At 63.6% G+C, this 15,693-nt stretch carries 14 protein-coding genes; 12 read left to right on the top strand and 2 right to left on the bottom strand.

The genetic code is table 11. The features are described from left to right. Positions 1-14: 14 nt before the first annotated feature. Positions 15-1,091 (bottom strand): response regulator transcription factor, encoded by a 1,077-nt coding sequence (locus U5A67_RS13160; RefSeq protein ID WP_415767828.1) that lies wholly within the window; start codon positions 1,089-1,091, stop codon positions 15-17. A gap of 376 nt (positions 1,092-1,467) precedes the next feature. On the opposite strand from U5A67_RS13160, the gene U5A67_RS13155 reads away from it, so the two are divergent. From U5A67_RS13155 to U5A67_RS13135, 5 genes are all read left to right on the top strand, one after another. Beyond that, positions 1,468-2,547, top strand: coding sequence for a porin (locus tag U5A67_RS13155; RefSeq protein ID WP_415767823.1), 1,080 nt, complete (start codon positions 1,468-1,470; stop codon positions 2,545-2,547). Positions 2,548-2,579: 32 nt separating this feature from the next. Beyond that, the gene (locus U5A67_RS13150) at positions 2,580-3,767 is read left to right on the top strand and encodes an MFS transporter (RefSeq protein WP_321814811.1); all 1,188 of its coding nucleotides are present in this window, start codon (positions 2,580-2,582) and stop codon (positions 3,765-3,767) included. A gap of 68 nt (positions 3,768-3,835) precedes the next feature. Then, the gene (locus U5A67_RS13145) at positions 3,836-4,945 is read left to right on the top strand and encodes a class II histone deacetylase (protein ID WP_321814812.1); all 1,110 of its coding nucleotides are present in this window, start codon (positions 3,836-3,838) and stop codon (positions 4,943-4,945) included. 128 nt (positions 4,946-5,073) lie between these two features. Further along, the gene (locus U5A67_RS13140; protein WP_321814813.1) at positions 5,074-5,925 is read left to right on the top strand and encodes a MoaF C-terminal domain-containing protein; all 852 of its coding nucleotides are present in this window, start codon (positions 5,074-5,076) and stop codon (positions 5,923-5,925) included. After that, positions 5,922-6,713 (top strand): SDR family oxidoreductase, encoded by a 792-nt coding sequence (locus U5A67_RS13135; protein ID WP_321814814.1) that lies wholly within the window; start codon positions 5,922-5,924, stop codon positions 6,711-6,713. Before U5A67_RS13140 ends, U5A67_RS13135 begins: the two co-directional genes overlap by 4 nt. A gap of 534 nt (positions 6,714-7,247) precedes the next feature. Here U5A67_RS13135 and U5A67_RS13130 read toward each other — a convergent pair. Then, complete coding sequence (locus U5A67_RS13130) at positions 7,248-8,048, bottom strand: SDR family oxidoreductase (protein ID WP_321814815.1); 801 nt, start codon at positions 8,046-8,048, stop codon at positions 7,248-7,250. A 205-nt stretch (positions 8,049-8,253) separates the two neighbouring features. Between U5A67_RS13130 and U5A67_RS13125 the strand changes: the two genes are divergently transcribed. From U5A67_RS13125 to U5A67_RS13095, 7 genes are all read left to right on the top strand, one after another. Further along, entirely contained in the window at positions 8,254-8,949 is a 696-nt protein-coding gene (locus tag U5A67_RS13125) for a helix-turn-helix transcriptional regulator (protein WP_321814816.1), read from the top strand. 25 nt (positions 8,950-8,974) lie between these two features. After that, a complete protein-coding gene (locus U5A67_RS13120; protein ID WP_205987599.1) occupies positions 8,975-9,406 on the top strand; it encodes a hypothetical protein in 432 nt (143 codons plus the stop codon). A 184-nt stretch (positions 9,407-9,590) separates the two neighbouring features. Next, positions 9,591-11,090: an aldehyde dehydrogenase family protein gene (locus tag U5A67_RS13115; RefSeq protein ID WP_321814817.1), complete on the top strand. Its 1,500-nt coding sequence runs from the start codon at positions 9,591-9,593 to the stop codon at positions 11,088-11,090. A 35-nt stretch (positions 11,091-11,125) separates the two neighbouring features. Continuing rightward, complete coding sequence (locus U5A67_RS13110) at positions 11,126-12,457, top strand: aspartate aminotransferase family protein (protein WP_321814818.1); 1,332 nt, start codon at positions 11,126-11,128, stop codon at positions 12,455-12,457. A gap of 133 nt (positions 12,458-12,590) precedes the next feature. After that, positions 12,591-13,544, top strand: a complete 954-nt coding sequence (locus U5A67_RS13105; protein ID WP_321814819.1) for a helix-turn-helix domain-containing protein — start codon at positions 12,591-12,593, stop codon at positions 13,542-13,544. A gap of 201 nt (positions 13,545-13,745) precedes the next feature. After that, on the top strand, positions 13,746-15,194 hold the full coding sequence (locus U5A67_RS13100) for an APC family permease (protein ID WP_321814820.1): 1,449 nt from the start codon (positions 13,746-13,748) through the stop codon (positions 15,192-15,194). A 174-nt stretch (positions 15,195-15,368) separates the two neighbouring features. Next, on the top strand, positions 15,369-15,683 hold the full coding sequence (locus U5A67_RS13095; RefSeq protein WP_321959706.1) for a hypothetical protein: 315 nt from the start codon (positions 15,369-15,371) through the stop codon (positions 15,681-15,683). Positions 15,684-15,693: the final 10 nt, after the last annotated feature.

The following is a 15,693-nucleotide window of genomic DNA, read 5'->3' as shown; positions in this document are numbered from 1 at the left end:
AGGCGCTGACGCCGTTACGGCTTCAGCGCTTCCTGCTGGCTGAGCGCAGCCAGCAGGCGCGGAATCTCGCTCTTGTCGTGCATGCCGAGCTTGCGATAGGCGCAGCGCAGATAGTGCCGGACGGTGGTCGGCGAAATACCCATGCGTTGCGCGACTTCCTTGTGCGAGAGGCCGTCGCCGTAGTGCTGGATGGCGACGAGTTCGCGCGGGCTCAGGCGGTCGAGTTCCGAGCGCGTGCGCGCTTCCAGTTGAAAGAGGCCCGCCGTCGGCACGCAATGCACGGTGATGCGCTCGCCCGTGTATGGATGCGCGCCGCCGCCGTGCAGCCAGTCGATCAACGGCTGCGGCAAGGTCTGGTTGGCATAGAGCGGCCAGTCGTGGCGCAGGGTCGTCTCGAAGGCTTTATCGGCTTGATGCACGGTGCCGAACGAATCGCAGATCGCACGCGCAGGCGAGACGCTGGGCGTCGCGCCGCGCTCGCGCGTGAGCTGGAACGAGCGATTGATCGTGAGCGCCGCCGCGAGATGCGCAATCACGTTGCCGACCTTGTGTGCGTCGTCGGCGCTGAAGGGCTTGTCGAGCGCACGCCGATACACCGAAAGAAAAGTTGTGAGTCCGAAGCGATGATCGAGCGCCGTCACTACCATCAACTGCGCGAGCCCGTGTTTGACGGCCCAGTTGCGAAAGCGCGGCGGCACGTCGGGGTCGACGATGGAAATCGCCATCGCGCGGCCATAAACACCGCGCGTGCCCAGCGCGAGCGGATCGCAGTCGCGCACCTTGATCCATTCCGGGAAGAACGAATCGGGCAGACCCCACGTAAAACTGTTGTGCATGACCGGGCCGCCGGTCGTGTGCGTGGTCACGCCGGTCCAGCCCGCGTCGAAAGCGAGCAGCCCGCGCAGCAGCCGGAAAAAACCGTTTTCGAATTCGCCGATGCCGGTTTGATTCGCCAGCGCGTAGAGATCGAGCAGCAACACGCTCAGGTCGCGCTCGGCGGTGCCGTCGCCGCAAAACGGGCCTTCGAAATCGGCGCTACGCACGGCTGGCGCGTTGTGCGCGTAGGTGTCGATGGCGATCGCGGCGGGCATGTCCGGGGCGTTCGCGAAGGGCGCGTGCCGGTCTGCGTTGCGTGTCAAGCGCTCCTCCTCTTCGATTGTGAAGCCACGATTTTGCAGCCGATTATACGTGCCGCCGATTTTCGGCGGACAGCGTTGTGAAGTGCGTCTTCACCCCCTGCAATTGAACGGGGCCAGCCACAACGCCATGCGTGCTGCACCCGCACGAAACCGGCATCGCGCCAGTCTGCACGGGCGCTGGCGAGCGCATCAGGGTTTTCCGCAGCGTTCACTTGAACGTCTGTTCACGACTTTTCCTGCTACCGACACTGCACGCAGACCCGGGGCCTCGACGCTACCGGGCACGTGGTCAATGACAACAACGTCGTACGGTTTGGAGAGTCGGTCGATGAAACGATGGAATGGATTGAGGCACCCGCGCAGGCGCTCGCGCATCGAAGCGTGCATTCGCCTGGCACCGCTAACCGCGATGGCGCTTGCCGCAGGTGGCGCGGCGCACGCGCAATCGAGCGTCACGCTTTACGGCATTCTCGATGCCGGCATTCAGTACCGCACGCACGCGGACGGCGCACACAGCGCCGTCAATCTGCAGAACTACGGCGTGCTGCCTTCGCAGATCGGCATCACCGGCACGGAGGATCTGGGCGGCGGCATGCAGGCGATTTTCCGCCTCGAACAAGGGCTGAATCTCAACGATGGATCGGCCACGGTGCCGGGCCTCGCTTTCTTTCGCGGCGCCTGGGTGGGGCTCAAAGGCGGTTTCGGCACGGTGACGATGGGCCGTCAGTTCAGCGTGCTGTTCGATCGCACGGTCTTCTACGATCCGCTGCTTTACGCGTCGTATAGCGGGCAGGGCGTGCTCGTGCCGCTTGCCGCGAATTTCATCGACAACGCCATCAAATACCAAAGCCCCGATATCGCCGGTTTCAGCGGCGAAGCGCTGGCCGCGACGGGCGGCGTCGCCGGCAACTCGCGTTCGGGCCGCGTGCTGGAAGCAGGCGCGCAGTACGCGGGCAACGGCTTTGGCGTGAGCGCGGTGATTCACCAGTCGTACGGTGCGGCTTCATCGACCGCCGATACCTCCGCCGAACAACGCGTGGTGGGCGTGCTGGCCGCGCATTGGGACATCGACAGGCTTTCGCTATACGGCGGCGCGGAACGCCAGACCGGCTCGCTCGAACCGGCGAAGACCGTCGCATGGGGCGGTGCGCGTTATCGGCTCGATCCGGCCATCGGCTTCGCGGCGGGTATTTATCACACGTTTTCGAATACGCCGAGCGTCGGCCATCCCACGCTTTATATCGCGAGCGGCACCTACGCGCTCTCCAAGCGGACTTTTGCCTACGTGAATCTGGGCTACTCGCACAACACGAGCGGCAGCACGCAGCCCGTCTACGAGTACGACACGCTGCCGGTGGCCGGTGTCTCGCAGTTCGGCGCGATGGCCGGCATGTCCCACACGTTCTGATCGACCTGTTCGCTAACCGGAACTCTCACTCCATGAAAAATCCCGCTCCGTCCTTTGCAGCCGCGCAATCCGCACCGCGCGAATTCGCGGCTTCGACGCTGCTTTCGCTAGTCGTATTCGCGGCGATCACGCCCTTGCTGTTGCTGGTTGCGCCTGCGGTTGCCGCGCAACTGGCCGTGCAACTCGGGCTATCCGCTTCGCAGATCGGTACGTATTTCTTTGTCGAACTGGGCGCGTTCAGTTGCGCGACGCTGCCTTCGCTGCTGTGGCTCGGGCGAGTGGATGCGCGGCGCGTTGCCGCCATCGCCACGGCCGTGTTCTGCGTGGGCAACTTCGCGACCGCATTCGTCATGCCGGGCTTCGCCGGTTTGCTCGCGCTGCGCACGATCACCGCGCTGGGCGGCGGCACGTTGATGGTGTTGTGCATGACGAACGCGGCGACCAGCGCAAACCGCGACCGCGTCTATGGCCTCTGGGTCGTCGGCCAACTGGTGGCGGGCGCGGTGGGGCTGTTCCTGCTGCCGCACGTATTCGAAGGCTATGGATTGCGCGCGCTGTATGCCGTGCTCGGCGTGCTGGGGTTGTGCGCCGCGCCGCTGGTGCGGGGCTTCGATCCTGAACTGGGCCGCGCAAAGCGCGCCGCCGGTGCGGCTGCTGGCGCCGATGCGTCGACTACCGCGCGTGCGGCGCTGAACGCGGCGCTGGTGATCGGCGGCGTGCTGGCGTTTTACGTGGCGATCGGCGGCGTCTGGACCTTTGCGAGCAAGGCGGCTGCGCTGGCGGGATTCGACGCCGCGCATACGGGCGAAGTGCTCGCCGTGGCGAGCGTGATGGGGATTATCGGCGCGGGCAGTGCGTCGCTGATCGGCGGGCGCCTGGCGCGCTTCGCAATGCTGCTGGCGGGCTACGCGATCCTCGCCGTCTCGCTCGCGGGACTGGCCACGCAGCCGGGCACGGCGGGCTATATGGCGGCGGTGTTCGCCTTCAAATTCGCATGGACCTTTGTGCTGCCCTTCATCCTGGCCGCTGCCGCGAAGCATGACCGCACGGGGCGGCTGGTGGCCTCGCTGAACTTCGTGATTGGCGCGGGGCTCGCGGCGGGACCGCTGATCGCGGGCGTGCTGCTCGATGCGGGCGCTTCGCTGGGCGCGCTGTTCGCGGGGGCGGCGGCGATCTGCGTCGTGTCCTGTCTCTGCCTGCTGCGCGTCGAGCGCGATTGATTTTCACACTGGATTTTCAGGGTTAAACCTGCAAACGCAACACGAACCACTACGAGCAAGAGAACCTCATGAGCAAAACGGCCTTCTTCACCGATGAACGCACTTTCTGGCACACGGGCGGCACGCACGCGCTGTTCTTTCCCGTCGGCGGCTGGGTGCAGCCACCTTCTGCGAGCGGTTACGCGGAGTCGCCGGAATCGAAACGCCGGCTGCTGGCGCTGATCCAGGCGTCGGGGCTGGCGGCTTCGCTCGACATGCAAGGCGCGCCCGCCGCGAGCGACGACGACCTGCTGCGAATCCATCCGCGCGATTACCTCGAACGCTTCAAGGCGGCGAGCGATGCGAACGGCGGCGATCTGGGCGAACTCGCGCCGTTCGGTAAAGGCAGCTACGAGATCGCGGCGCTGTCGGCGGGCCTTGCGATGAGCGCTGTCGATACGGTACTCGCAGGCCGCGCCGCGAACGCGTTCTCGCTCTCTCGCCCGCCGGGCCATCACTGCCTGCGCGACAAGCCGATGGGCTTCTGCCTGCTCGCGAATATTCCGGTTGCGATCGAAGCGGCGCGCGCGAAGCACGCGGTCGAGCGCGTTGCGGTGATCGACTGGGATGTGCATCACGGCAACGGCACGCAATCGATCTATTACGACGATCCCAACACGCTGACGATTTCGCTGCATCAGGAAGGCTGTTTTCCGCCGGGCTATAGCGGTGCGGATGAGCGCGGCGCAGGGCGCGGAGAAGGCGCGAACATCAATATTCCGCTGTTGCCGGGCGGTGGCCACGACGCTTATCTCTACGCCTTCGAGCGCATCGTGCTGCCTGCACTCGAACGCTTCAAACCGGAACTGATCGTGGTGGCGAGCGGGCTGGACGCGAGCGCCGTCGATCCGCTCGCGCGCATGCTGTTGCATAGCGAAAGCTATCGCGCGATGACGCAACTCGTGCGCGACGCTGCCGAGCGCCATTGCGGCGGCCGGCTCGTGATCGTGCACGAAGGCGGTTACTCGGAAGCCTACGTGCCGTTCTGCGGCCATGCGATCGTGGAAACCCTCGCGGATGTGCGTACCAAAGTGGAAGACCCGATGCTCGAACTGGCGATCCTGCAGCAGCCGAGCGCACGCTTCGCGGCATTCCAGCGCCAGTTGATCGACGAAATGGCCGACGCCATCGCGCGATAGGCCGGCGGCGTTGTCATCCTTATGGTCGATGCCGCGCGGCGGGGCGGCTCCGTAGAGTGTGAGTCACGCCGCCGCTTCTTTCAGGGCGCGTGCGGCCCTCACACACTTTCCATGGAGTTCTCCTCATCATGTCGTCCCAACCCGTTTTCATTCAGGTCGGCGCACTCGCCGAAGGTTTCGCACCGGATAGCCATATCCTCACGCCGACGGGCGATCTCGAAGGCCGCCGTTTCACGCTGGAATTCGCGGATGGAGCGAGCGAAACGCTGCATTTCGCGAGCTCGCAACGCGTGGAGGTCGAGCGCTCGGGCGGCGCTAGAACGCGCCATGATTGCCGGGTGAGTTCGGTGCGCGAGGGCATGTATTTCGTCGATTACGTGGGCGCCGATGCATCGCTTCCCGATGATCAGGGCAAGCCGCGCAACGTTTCCACGAGCTACGTACTCGATCTGCGCCGTGCCTTGTGCACGGTGGTGGCGGGCGCCTTGCCGAGCGAAACGGAAACGCATATCGACGCCTTTACGCGCGTTGAGCGCGGTATGGAATTGACGGGCGTGCAGATGCAATTGCGGCATGGCCGCATTGCGGCGGGCGAGGGCGTGAGCGTTGCGCAGATGCCGTTGCACGCGCCTACGAACGAACTGATCGGCATGCGCAATCTGTACACGTATAGCGCGACGGAGCGTTACGAACACATCTATCTGAACGAGAATTTCTACGCGTGGCAGTGCCTGAGCGGCGTGGAAGCGGGCCTGGCGGACGTGGACCGTTGTCACATGATCGGTATCGACGAAAAGCTTTATCTCTTTGTCTGGCGCGAGAAGATCGTGCCGACGCTGGGTGTCGTGATGATCGATCTCGAACGGATGAAAACCGACGGCAAGATTTTTGGTTATCAGGGTAGCCGGTTCGATGCGCTGTCGAATTTCCCGGTGGGCGCGCATGCACAGGTGCTCAATATCACGCGGTATCCGTCATGACGGGCCTTTTTGCAGGGCGTACTGTGCTGGTGACGGGCGGCGCCCAGGGGATCGGGCGCGGGATCGTCGAAGCGTTCGCGCGTGAGGGGGCGAGTATTGCGCTTGTGGATTTGCAGGCTGATAAGGCGCGCGGCTGGCTGGGTGAGTTGGGGCCGCAGGGGCATCGTGTCTATGAGGTCGATCTCGCTGTGCGCGAGCAGATTCTGGCGCTGATCGCGCAGGTTGAGAGCGATTTTGGGCGGCTCGATGTGGTGGTGCATAACGCGGCGTATTTTCCGCTGACCGCTTTTGAGGCTATCTCTGCTGAGGTGCTGGAGCGCACGCTGGCTGTGAATCTCAGTGCGCTTTTTTGGTTGGCGCAGGCTGCTACGCCGGCTTTTGTAAGGCAAGGTGGTGGGCGTTTGCTGGTGACTTCTTCTGTTACTGGGCCGCGAGTTGCTTATCCTGGGTTGGCGCACTATGCGGCTTCTAAAGCGGGGGTGAATGGGTTTATTCGGGCCGCTGCGCTGGAGCTGGCTGTGCATCGGATTACCGTTAATGGCGTGGAGCCTGGGATGATTCGGACTCCTGCTATGGGGAATCTGGGGGATGAGGCGCTTGCTGCGCGGATTGCTGGGGCGGTGCCGCTTGGGAGGTTGGGGGAGCCTGAGGATGTTGCTGCGGCTATGGTGTTTCTTGCTTCGCCTTCCGCTGGGTATGTGACTGGGCAGACTATTGTGGTTGATGGTGGGGCTACTTTGCCTGAGGGGTCTAGTGGGGCGCCTGCTGGCGGTGTCGCGTATCCTTGAGTTCGTGTCGGTCTATTAGCGTCGCCCCTGTGCGGGGCGGCACCTACTTTTCTTTGCAGCGGCAAAGAAAAGTAGGCAAAAGAAAGCCGCTCACACCGCCAATATGACGCAGTCCACAACCAGCCTTACACGGGGAATGGTATAGGGGCGTCCGTCACCTCGCGCCTTCAAAGGTAGTGACAAAGCCGTCATACATCCCGTTGCTCGCTGCGCGCGCAACGGTTGGGTTTGCCACGGAAACCAGCAAACCTTCGGTTTGCGTTATGCCTCTCGGGGCGCGCAGCGTCCCCGGGTGGGCGGGCGCCTTGTCACTAGCTTTGGTGGCGCGGGGGACCGGATGCTCCTATACCTTTCCCCCTTAACGGCTGTTTGTGGACTGCGTCATTCTGGCGTTTGTAGCGGCTTTCTTTTGCCTACTTTTCTTTGCCGCTGCAAAGAAAAGTAGGTGCCGCCCCGCACAGGGGCAACGCTAATAGACCGACACGAAAACAAGGATCCGCGACACCGCCAATAAACCGCCCCAAAAAAACCAACCTAAAAATCCCGCCCAAAAACAATAGTAGGCACATCAACAATAGAAGACCCACCATCAGCAACAATAGCAGCCCCAGTAACAACACTAGCCGCAGGCGAAACAAGAAACCCACAAACCTGAGCGATCTCATCGGCACTAGCAGCCCGCCGCAAAGGCACATCACGACAAACCCGTTGATAAGCCTGATCCAGCGAATCGCCATAGCGATCAATGAGAGGCTGCATTTCAGCATCAGCCATAGGCGTCCTGACCCAACCCGGACAAACGGCATTAACCCTCACACCCAACGGCCCGTAGTCCCGCGCAAGCGAGCGCATCAATCCGATCAGCGCATGCTTGGCCGTGGTATACCCACAAACCTCCGGCCCAGCCGCAAGCGAAGCGATAGAAGCAACCATCACAATCGCCCCCCGCCGCTCGATCAATTGCGGCAAACAGGCCCGCGCACTCACAAACGCAGTATCCACATTAGCCCGCATGGCAGCAGCCCAATCACCGTCGCTGGTTTGAAGCGCACTCCCCATCCCCAACCCACCCGCACAAGCCACCAGCGCAGCAACACCGCCTTCAGCTTCCAGCACAGCACCAAACCGCTCCCAATCGGCAGCAGAAGCGGCATCGCCTTCCAGCACGATCCCGCCCGTTTCCTGCGCAACACGCTCAAGCGGCCCACGCCGCCGCCCAATCAACGCAACACGCGCGCCTTGCGCGGCAAACAGCTTCGCGCAAGCTTCGCCAATACCCGTCCCCGCACCGGTAATAACAACACAGCCCTGCGCAGATGAATTAGCAGATGTCATGCAAGCAACTCCAGAGTGAATAGACCCGAACAGCGCCAAAATGCAGGCGTGCGCCGAGTCTAGGCGCCCCTCATAGCCCAGCCTATCGGGCAAAAGGATGACAACGCGCCGCCCATTTGCCAATTTGCGCTCACACCTGGGCCGCCCGCCTGCCTAGCATCGTCGAACAATCCCGCCGATATCCGAGGGACGATGGAGATCTCACATGCCCAGGCAAGACCACCGCGCCGCCGCGCTGGATACCGCCGTTGCCGCGCTCACGAAGCTGCTGCGCCCAGGCGCGACCGTGTTCTACCGCATCGGCGCGCATCAGCAGCCTTCGGGTTTCGAGCTTTTCGGTCTCGCGGAAACCATGCATCGCACGTGGCTCCAGCGCTATCTGGTGCTCGATCCGATGCACCCGTCGCGCTATTTGCGCCAGCATGGCAACGTCCTCACGCTCGCGGGCGAGTTGCCCGAGGCGCTGCGCGCGCAATCGGTCTACTGGCGACGTTTTTTGCAGCCGCATCGCGTCGTGGATGTGATGGAAGTGCTGCTCCGCGATGAAGGCACGGTCGCCGCCGCGTTTTCGCTGCTGCGCTTTGCCCCCGATCCGCCGTTCACGCCGCACGAAATCGATCAGGCCAACACGTTGCAACCGCTGCTGGAACTCGCGCTCGAGCCCGTGCTGCGCAGCGAGGCCGCCATGCATCTGGCCGCGCCCGCCGACGATGCCGATGCACCGCGCCTCACGCACCGCGAGGAACAGATTGCGCGTCTCGTGCGCGATGGCCTGTCCAACAAGGCGATTGCGCGCGATCTCGAACTCTCGCAACCGACGGTGAAAACGCACTTGCTGCGCATGTTCCGCAAGCTCGGCGTATCGAGCCGCACGGAATTGATCGGCGCGCTGTTCCTATGAATTGCCTTTCGACGAGGTCCGCACGATGAGCGCCTGCGCGCCCCAGTTGGTCGACGCCGCTCCCGCCACGTATGAAGAAAGCGGTCTGTTGCTCTATGCGGTCGCCGCCGTGGCCGTCGAGCCCGCGCAGGAGCCGGGCTGGTTCCGCCGCTGCGCGCACGCCGGCGCCGCGGTGATCTCGCGCGAGGAGGACGTGCCCGATGTCCTGCTGCGTTTGCCCGACTGCTGGAATATCGCCGATACCGCGCGCTGTCACGGTCTGCACGACGATCCCGATATCGTCGCCGCCGATCCGCGCTTCAGGCATGGCGACGACGACACCGCCTTCGCCATCGTCGCGCATGACGACGGCCTGCGTCACGTGCTGCTGATGCAGGTGAACGCCGCCGAAGCCGTGCTGATGCCCGAGCGTCCGTTTCGCGAGCGCGACGGTTTCGAGCGCTGCGTGTGGGGCTGAGCGCAAGCGCACGCGCACGCGTGAACCTGCATCGATGTATACCCGCAGCGCATCTCGATCTGCCAATTTGCGCTAACGCGCCATGACTTGCGCCCCTAAAGTCGGCATCAGATGCCCGTCTGCGCCAGCGCACCGACCGCCGCGCGGGGCTTTGCCCACTGGTGATTAGCGAGAGATTGACGATATGAGTAGCGATGCGAAGGTCCGGGTCAGCGACAACGTGCGTGCGTTTCTGGCGCGCGAACACGGTCTCTTTATCAACGGCGGTCCGCAGCCCGCGCAAGCCGCGCAGCGCGTCGATGTATTCGATCCGTCCACGGGCGAGGTGATCGCCACGGTTGCGGACGCCAACGCCGCCGATGTCGATCGCGCCGTCACCAATGCACGCGAGGCCTTCGACGCACGCGTCTGGAGCGGTCTGCGCCCTGCGGATCGCGAACGCATCCTGCTGCATTTCGCCGATCTCATCGAAGCCAACACCGAAGATCTCGCGCAGCTCGAAACGCTGGAGCAGGGCAAATCGATCAATATCGCGCGTGCGATCGAAGTGGGCGCGACCGTCGAATACGTGCGTTATATGGCCGGCTGGGCCACCAAGATCACCGGCGAAACGCTCGACGTGTCGATTCCGTTCCCGCCCGGCGCACGCTACACGGCCTTCACGCGCAAGGAGCCGGTTGGCGTGGTCGCGGGCATCGTGCCGTGGAATTTCCCGCTGATGATCGCCGTGTGGAAGCTGATTCCCGCGCTCGCGGCGGGCTGCACGATCGTCATCAAGCCGTCGCCGGAAACGCCGCTCACGGCGCTGCGTCTCGCAGAAATCGCCGTGGAAGCGGGCATTCCGCCGGGCGTGTTCAACGTCGTCACGGGCGGGCGCGAATGCGGCGCGGCGCTCGCTTCGCATCCTGCCATCGCGAAGATTTCCTTCACGGGATCGACGCCCACGGGCAAGCTGATCGGTACGGCCGCCGTGCAGAACATGACGCGCTTTTCACTGGAACTGGGCGGCAAGAATCCGGCCGTCATGCTCGCCGATGTCGATGTCGATCAGGCCGTGCAGGGCGCGCTCGCAGGCGGCTTTCTGAACCAGGGGCAGGTGTGCGCGGCGGCTTCGCGCATCTATATCCATCGCAGCAAGTATCGGCAGATTGCCGACGGTCTCGCCGATGTCGCGAAGTCGATGACGCTCGGCGCCGGGCTCGATCCGAACGCGCAGATCAATCCGCTGGTGTCCGCGCAGCATCGCGATCGTGTCGAGCAGCATATCGCGCGCGCGCACGCCGATGGCCTGCGCTTTCTCGCAGGCGGCACGCGCGTCGATCATCCCGGCTATTACGTGCGTCCCACCGTGATCGACGATGTGCCGCACGACGCCGCGCTCGTGCGCGACGAGGTGTTCGGCCCGGTGCTCGCACTGATTCCCTTCGACGATCCCGAGCAGGCGCTGCGCCTTGCCAACGATTCGCCTTATGGCCTGGCCGCGAGCCTCTGGAGCAACGATCTGCGCGCCGTGATGAATCTCGTGCCGCGCATCGAGGCCGGCACGGTCTGGGTGAACTGCCACGTGCCGCTCGATCCGTCGATGCCGTTCGGCGGCTACAAGCAATCGGGCATGGGTCGCGAATTCGGCAAATACGCCGTTGAAGGCTTTACCGAAACCAAATCCATCTGCATTGCGCATTGAACGCGCGCATTCATCGAGTATTCGACGGAGACACCATGAGCAAGCCCAATTCCGCTTTCTGGCACCCGATGATCCATCCCGCCGAAATGCAGCAACGTACGCCGATCCGCATCGTGCGCGGCGACGGCTGCTTTGTCTTCGACGAGCACGGCAAGCAGCTTGTCGACGGCGTGGCGGGTCTGTGGAATGTGAACATCGGCCACAACCGTTCCGAGGTGAAAGCGGCCATTACCGCGCAACTCGACGAGCTTGAATATTTCCAGCTTTTCGATGGCATTTCGCATCCGCGCGCCGAAGAACTCTCGCGTCGGTTGATCGACATGCTCGAACCCGAAGGCATGACGCGCGTGATGTACAGCTCGGGCGGTTCGGACGCGGTGGAATCGGCGCTCAAGCTTGCACGCCAGTACTGGAAGGTCGAAGGTCAGGCCGATCGTACCAAGTTCATTTCGCTCAAGCAGGGCTATCACGGCACGCATTTTGGCGGAGCGTCGGTCAATGGCAATACGGTTTTTCGCCGCAATTACGAGCCGAATCTGCCCGGCTGCTTCCATGTGGAAACGCCGTGGCTTTATCGCAATCCGTTCACGCAGGACTCGCAGGAACTGGGCCGCATCTGTGCGGAAATGCTCGAACGCGAGATCCTGTTCCAGAGCCCGGATACGGTGGCCGCTTTCATCGCCGAGCCGGTGCAGGGCGCGGGCGGCGTGATCGTGCCGCCGGAGAACTACTGGCCGCTGATTCGCGAAGTCTGCGATAAATACGGAGTCCTGCTGATCGCCGACGAAATCGTCACCGGTTTTGGCCGCACGGGCAGCCTGTTCGGCAGCCGTGGCTGGGGTGTGAAGCCGGACATCATGTGCTTCGCGAAGGGTATTTCATCGGGCTATATTCCGCTGGGCGCGACGGCTTTCAACGCGCGCATCGAACAGGCCTTCATGAAGAACGCCGACTTCACGGGCGCGCTCATGCACGGCTACACCTATGCGGGGCATCCGGTTGCGTGCGCGGCGGCGCTGGCCAACCTCAAGATCGTTGCCGATGAAAACCTGCCGGCCAATGCGGCGGCGCAGGGCAAGCATCTGCTCGAAGCGCTGCAGCCGTTCGCGCAGCGCTATGCGGCTGTAGGCGACGTGCGCGGCAAGGGCTTGATGGTGGCGCTCGATCTGGTCAAGGACAAGGCGACGCGCGAACCGATCGATCCCACCGACGGTTACGCCAGCCGCGTGGCCGAAATCGCCCGCGAGAACGGCGTGCTGGTGCGCCCGGTCGGCACGAAGATCATTCTCTCGCCGCCGCTCGTGATCGAGACCGAACAGATCGACGCCATCGTCAAGGCGCTGGCGGCGGGTTTCGCACAGGCCTGAATTTCAGCGCATTCTTCATCGCAACCTATTCGGGCATTTATTTAAGGCAAGACCGCTCCCTGGTTCATCGATTAAAATTCGTCGACAGGCATTCGACGATCAGGATGCTGCTGATTCATGCAGGAGACAGCCGATGGATTTCAGGGTCAGCGCGCTTGCCGACGTGCATGATCATTCGCTCGCCGTGAGCGGCTGGGAGCAGGTCTATCGTCAGATGACGCCGGGCCGCTACGAAAGCCGGCTCGTGCAGGCTTCGTCGAGCGAATTTCACTTCTTTCGCGAGCAGACCAACCGCCGCGTGGTCCAGGCGGGCGTCTCGCCCGCGGGCTTCGCTTCGCTCGCCGTGCCGCTGTACGCGCCCGTCGTCGGCACGTTCCAGGGCCAGAAGGTGGACGGTTATGCGCTCATGCAACTCGGCCCCGGCGAGGAGTTCCGCTTCTACACGCCCGAGGCCATGCATTACGTAGGCGTGAGCCTGCCCGCCGAAACCATGTTCGAACTCGTGGCCGTCACCATCGGTGAAGAGGCCGCGCGCCAGTTGCGCCGCAACGTGGTGCCGTTTCCCGCCGAAGCCGCACAGGTGCTGCGCCTGCGCCTTGCCCCTTTTCTCGATGCCAGCGAGCGCGAGCGCGCGGCGTTTGCCGATGCGGCCGCCCATGGCGCCAGCGTCAAACGGTTCCAGGACGAAGTGCTGAGCGTGCTGCTCGGCCTGCTCGAAAGCGCAACGGGTTTGCCCTCGCGCGACCTCACGCACGCCACCTATAGCGATATCGTCAAGCGCTGCGAGCGCATCACCGAAGACAACACCGAAGAATCGCTCACCGTGCTCGACCTGTGCCGCATGCTGCGCTGCAGTCGCCGCACGCTGCAAACGAGCTTCCAGCGCGTGGCGAACGTCACGCCGGTGGAATATCTGCGCTCGCTGCGTTTGAACGCCGTGCATCGTCTGCTGCGCTCCACCAGCGCGGACGAACTCCTGATTGGCGATGCGGCCGCGCGTTGGGGCTTTACGCACCTGAGTTATTTCGCGCGCGAATATCGCGACCTGTTCGGCGAACTGCCCTCGCAAACGGTGCGCAAAAGCTGATCGGCAGTTTTCGTTTGACTGACAACACCGCCTGTTTCAGGGCGCATTCTTCTCCCGACTAACCCTGGTTCCGCCCCCTTGCCGCGCGGCTTGCCGATTTGTGCTGCCGGTCGGCAATATTGGCTCTCTACAGTGCATCTCGACACCCGGCCTGCATGCGTGCGCGCCGCGGCACGATTAATACTTATCGGAGCGAGATACATGAACGTCGCGGCAGAACCCACGCCCTCGACCGAACTACGCAAAGGCGCTTTAGGCCTGGGCTTCATCGTCTTTTTCGTCATTTCCGCGGCCGGTCCGCTGGTGGCCATCGCGGGCGGTTTTCCTATCGGCATCATGCTTGGCAACGGCGCGGGCACACCGGCGCTGCTCGTGGCCACGGTCGTGATCCTGCTGCTGTTTGCGGCGGGTTATACGGCGATGTCGCGTCACGTCACGAATGCGGGCGGCTTCTATGCGTTCACCGCGCGCGGGCTTGGCGGGACGGCCGGCGGTGCGGCGGCACTGCTGGCGCTGCTCGGCTACAACACGATGCAGATCGGTCTTTACGGCATGTTCGGCGCGGTGGCGTCGGGCTTTCTGCAAACGCACTTCGGCGTGAATGCGCCGTGGTGGATCTGCTCGCTCGCGGCGATGGCAAGCATTGCGGTGCTCGGCTATCGGCAGATCGATTTGTCGGCCAAGGTGCTTTCGCTGCTGGTGCTCGGCGAATATGTGGTCGTGCTGATTCTCGATCTCGCGATTCTCAAGAGCGGCGGCGCGCATGGCGTCAACGCCGTGTCGTTCACGCCGCGCGTGTTCCTGAGCGGCACGCCTGCGCTGGGCTTTCTGTTCTGCTTCGCGAGCTTTATCGGCTTCGAGGCCACGACGATCTACAGCGAAGAGGCCAAAGATCCGCAACGCACGGTGCCGCTCGCGACGTATATCTCGGTGCTGCTGATCGGCGGGTTCTACGCGTTCTCGGTCTGGTGCATGGTGATCGGCGCGGGCGCGGACGATATCGTCAAGACGCTCGGCGCGCTTCAGGACCCGACCACCTTCCTCTACACGCTCTCCGATCACTACGCCAACGGCACGCTGACCGGCGCGATGAGCGTGCTGTTCATCACGAGCGTGTATGCCGGGCTGCTGGCGTTCCACAACTCCGCGGCGCGTTACTTTTTTGCGAGCGGCCGCGAAGGTCTGCTGCCGAAGTCGCTTGGCCGCACGCATGCGCAGCATTGCAGCCCGCATATCGGATCGCTCTGGCAATCGGCGATTGCTGCCGTGGTGGTGCTGGTGTTCATCGTCGCGCATGCCGACCCGGTGCTGACGCTGTTCTCGTGGCTTACCAATGTGGCGACGCTGTGCATCATCGCGCTGATGACGCTGGCTTCGGCGGCGGTGTTCGTGTTCTTCCGCCGCCAGACGGTGCGCGAGGAAGGTGCGCTGCGCGTCGTCTGGTTCCCGCTGATTTCGGGGATTGCGCTCGCGGTGGTGCTGCTGCTGGCGGTGGCGAACTTCCCGTTGCTCACGGGTGCCGGCGCGACGCTCTCGTATGCGTTGACGGCGCTGCTGCCGGTGTTTGCGGTGATCGGCGTGGCGCTGGCGCGCCGTCTGAAGCGCCGCGATGCGCTGGCGTACAGCCGGCTCGGGCGTTCGCGGCTGTAACGTCGCATTGAAAGAGGGGTAGTGAGCCTGCGCGGCCCGTCCATGACGGGCCGCGCGGCGTTTACGGCACGTGCTTTGCGAGACGCAGCGATGGGTTTCAACGATCGGAAACATTCTGCGAATTGCCGCTGCGCCACGCCTGTCGCGCGTCGCGGCATCCCGGCGCGGGCGGCGATGTCAAACGCCGTCGGCTGGCGTACCGATTTCAGGGTCACAGCGATACACTCGCCCAAAACTCAGACGGCGGATGTCAGGGAGCCGATCGCGGCCAGCAAGCGCTCGCGTCGTCCGCAACCGTTATTCAAGGAAGATATGCCGGCCTTCATCGTCAAATATACGCATCGTCATGTGAACACTTCGACGGATATCGGCTCGGCAATCCGCGTCGATGCCGTGTCCGGCGATGCCGCCGTCGATCAAGCCTGGGTCCTGCTCAAGCAGCGCCATCCCGGCGAATACATCGTGGTGACGGCGGCGATCAGGAAGTAGCGCTCAGCCT

This window comes from Paraburkholderia sp. J69-1, assembly GCF_905220255.1.
Taxonomy (GTDB): Bacteria; Pseudomonadota; Gammaproteobacteria; order Burkholderiales; family Burkholderiaceae; genus Paraburkholderia.
The sequence above is the reverse complement of the archived record's forward strand: the minus strand, read 5'-3'. Positions and strand labels throughout refer to the sequence as shown.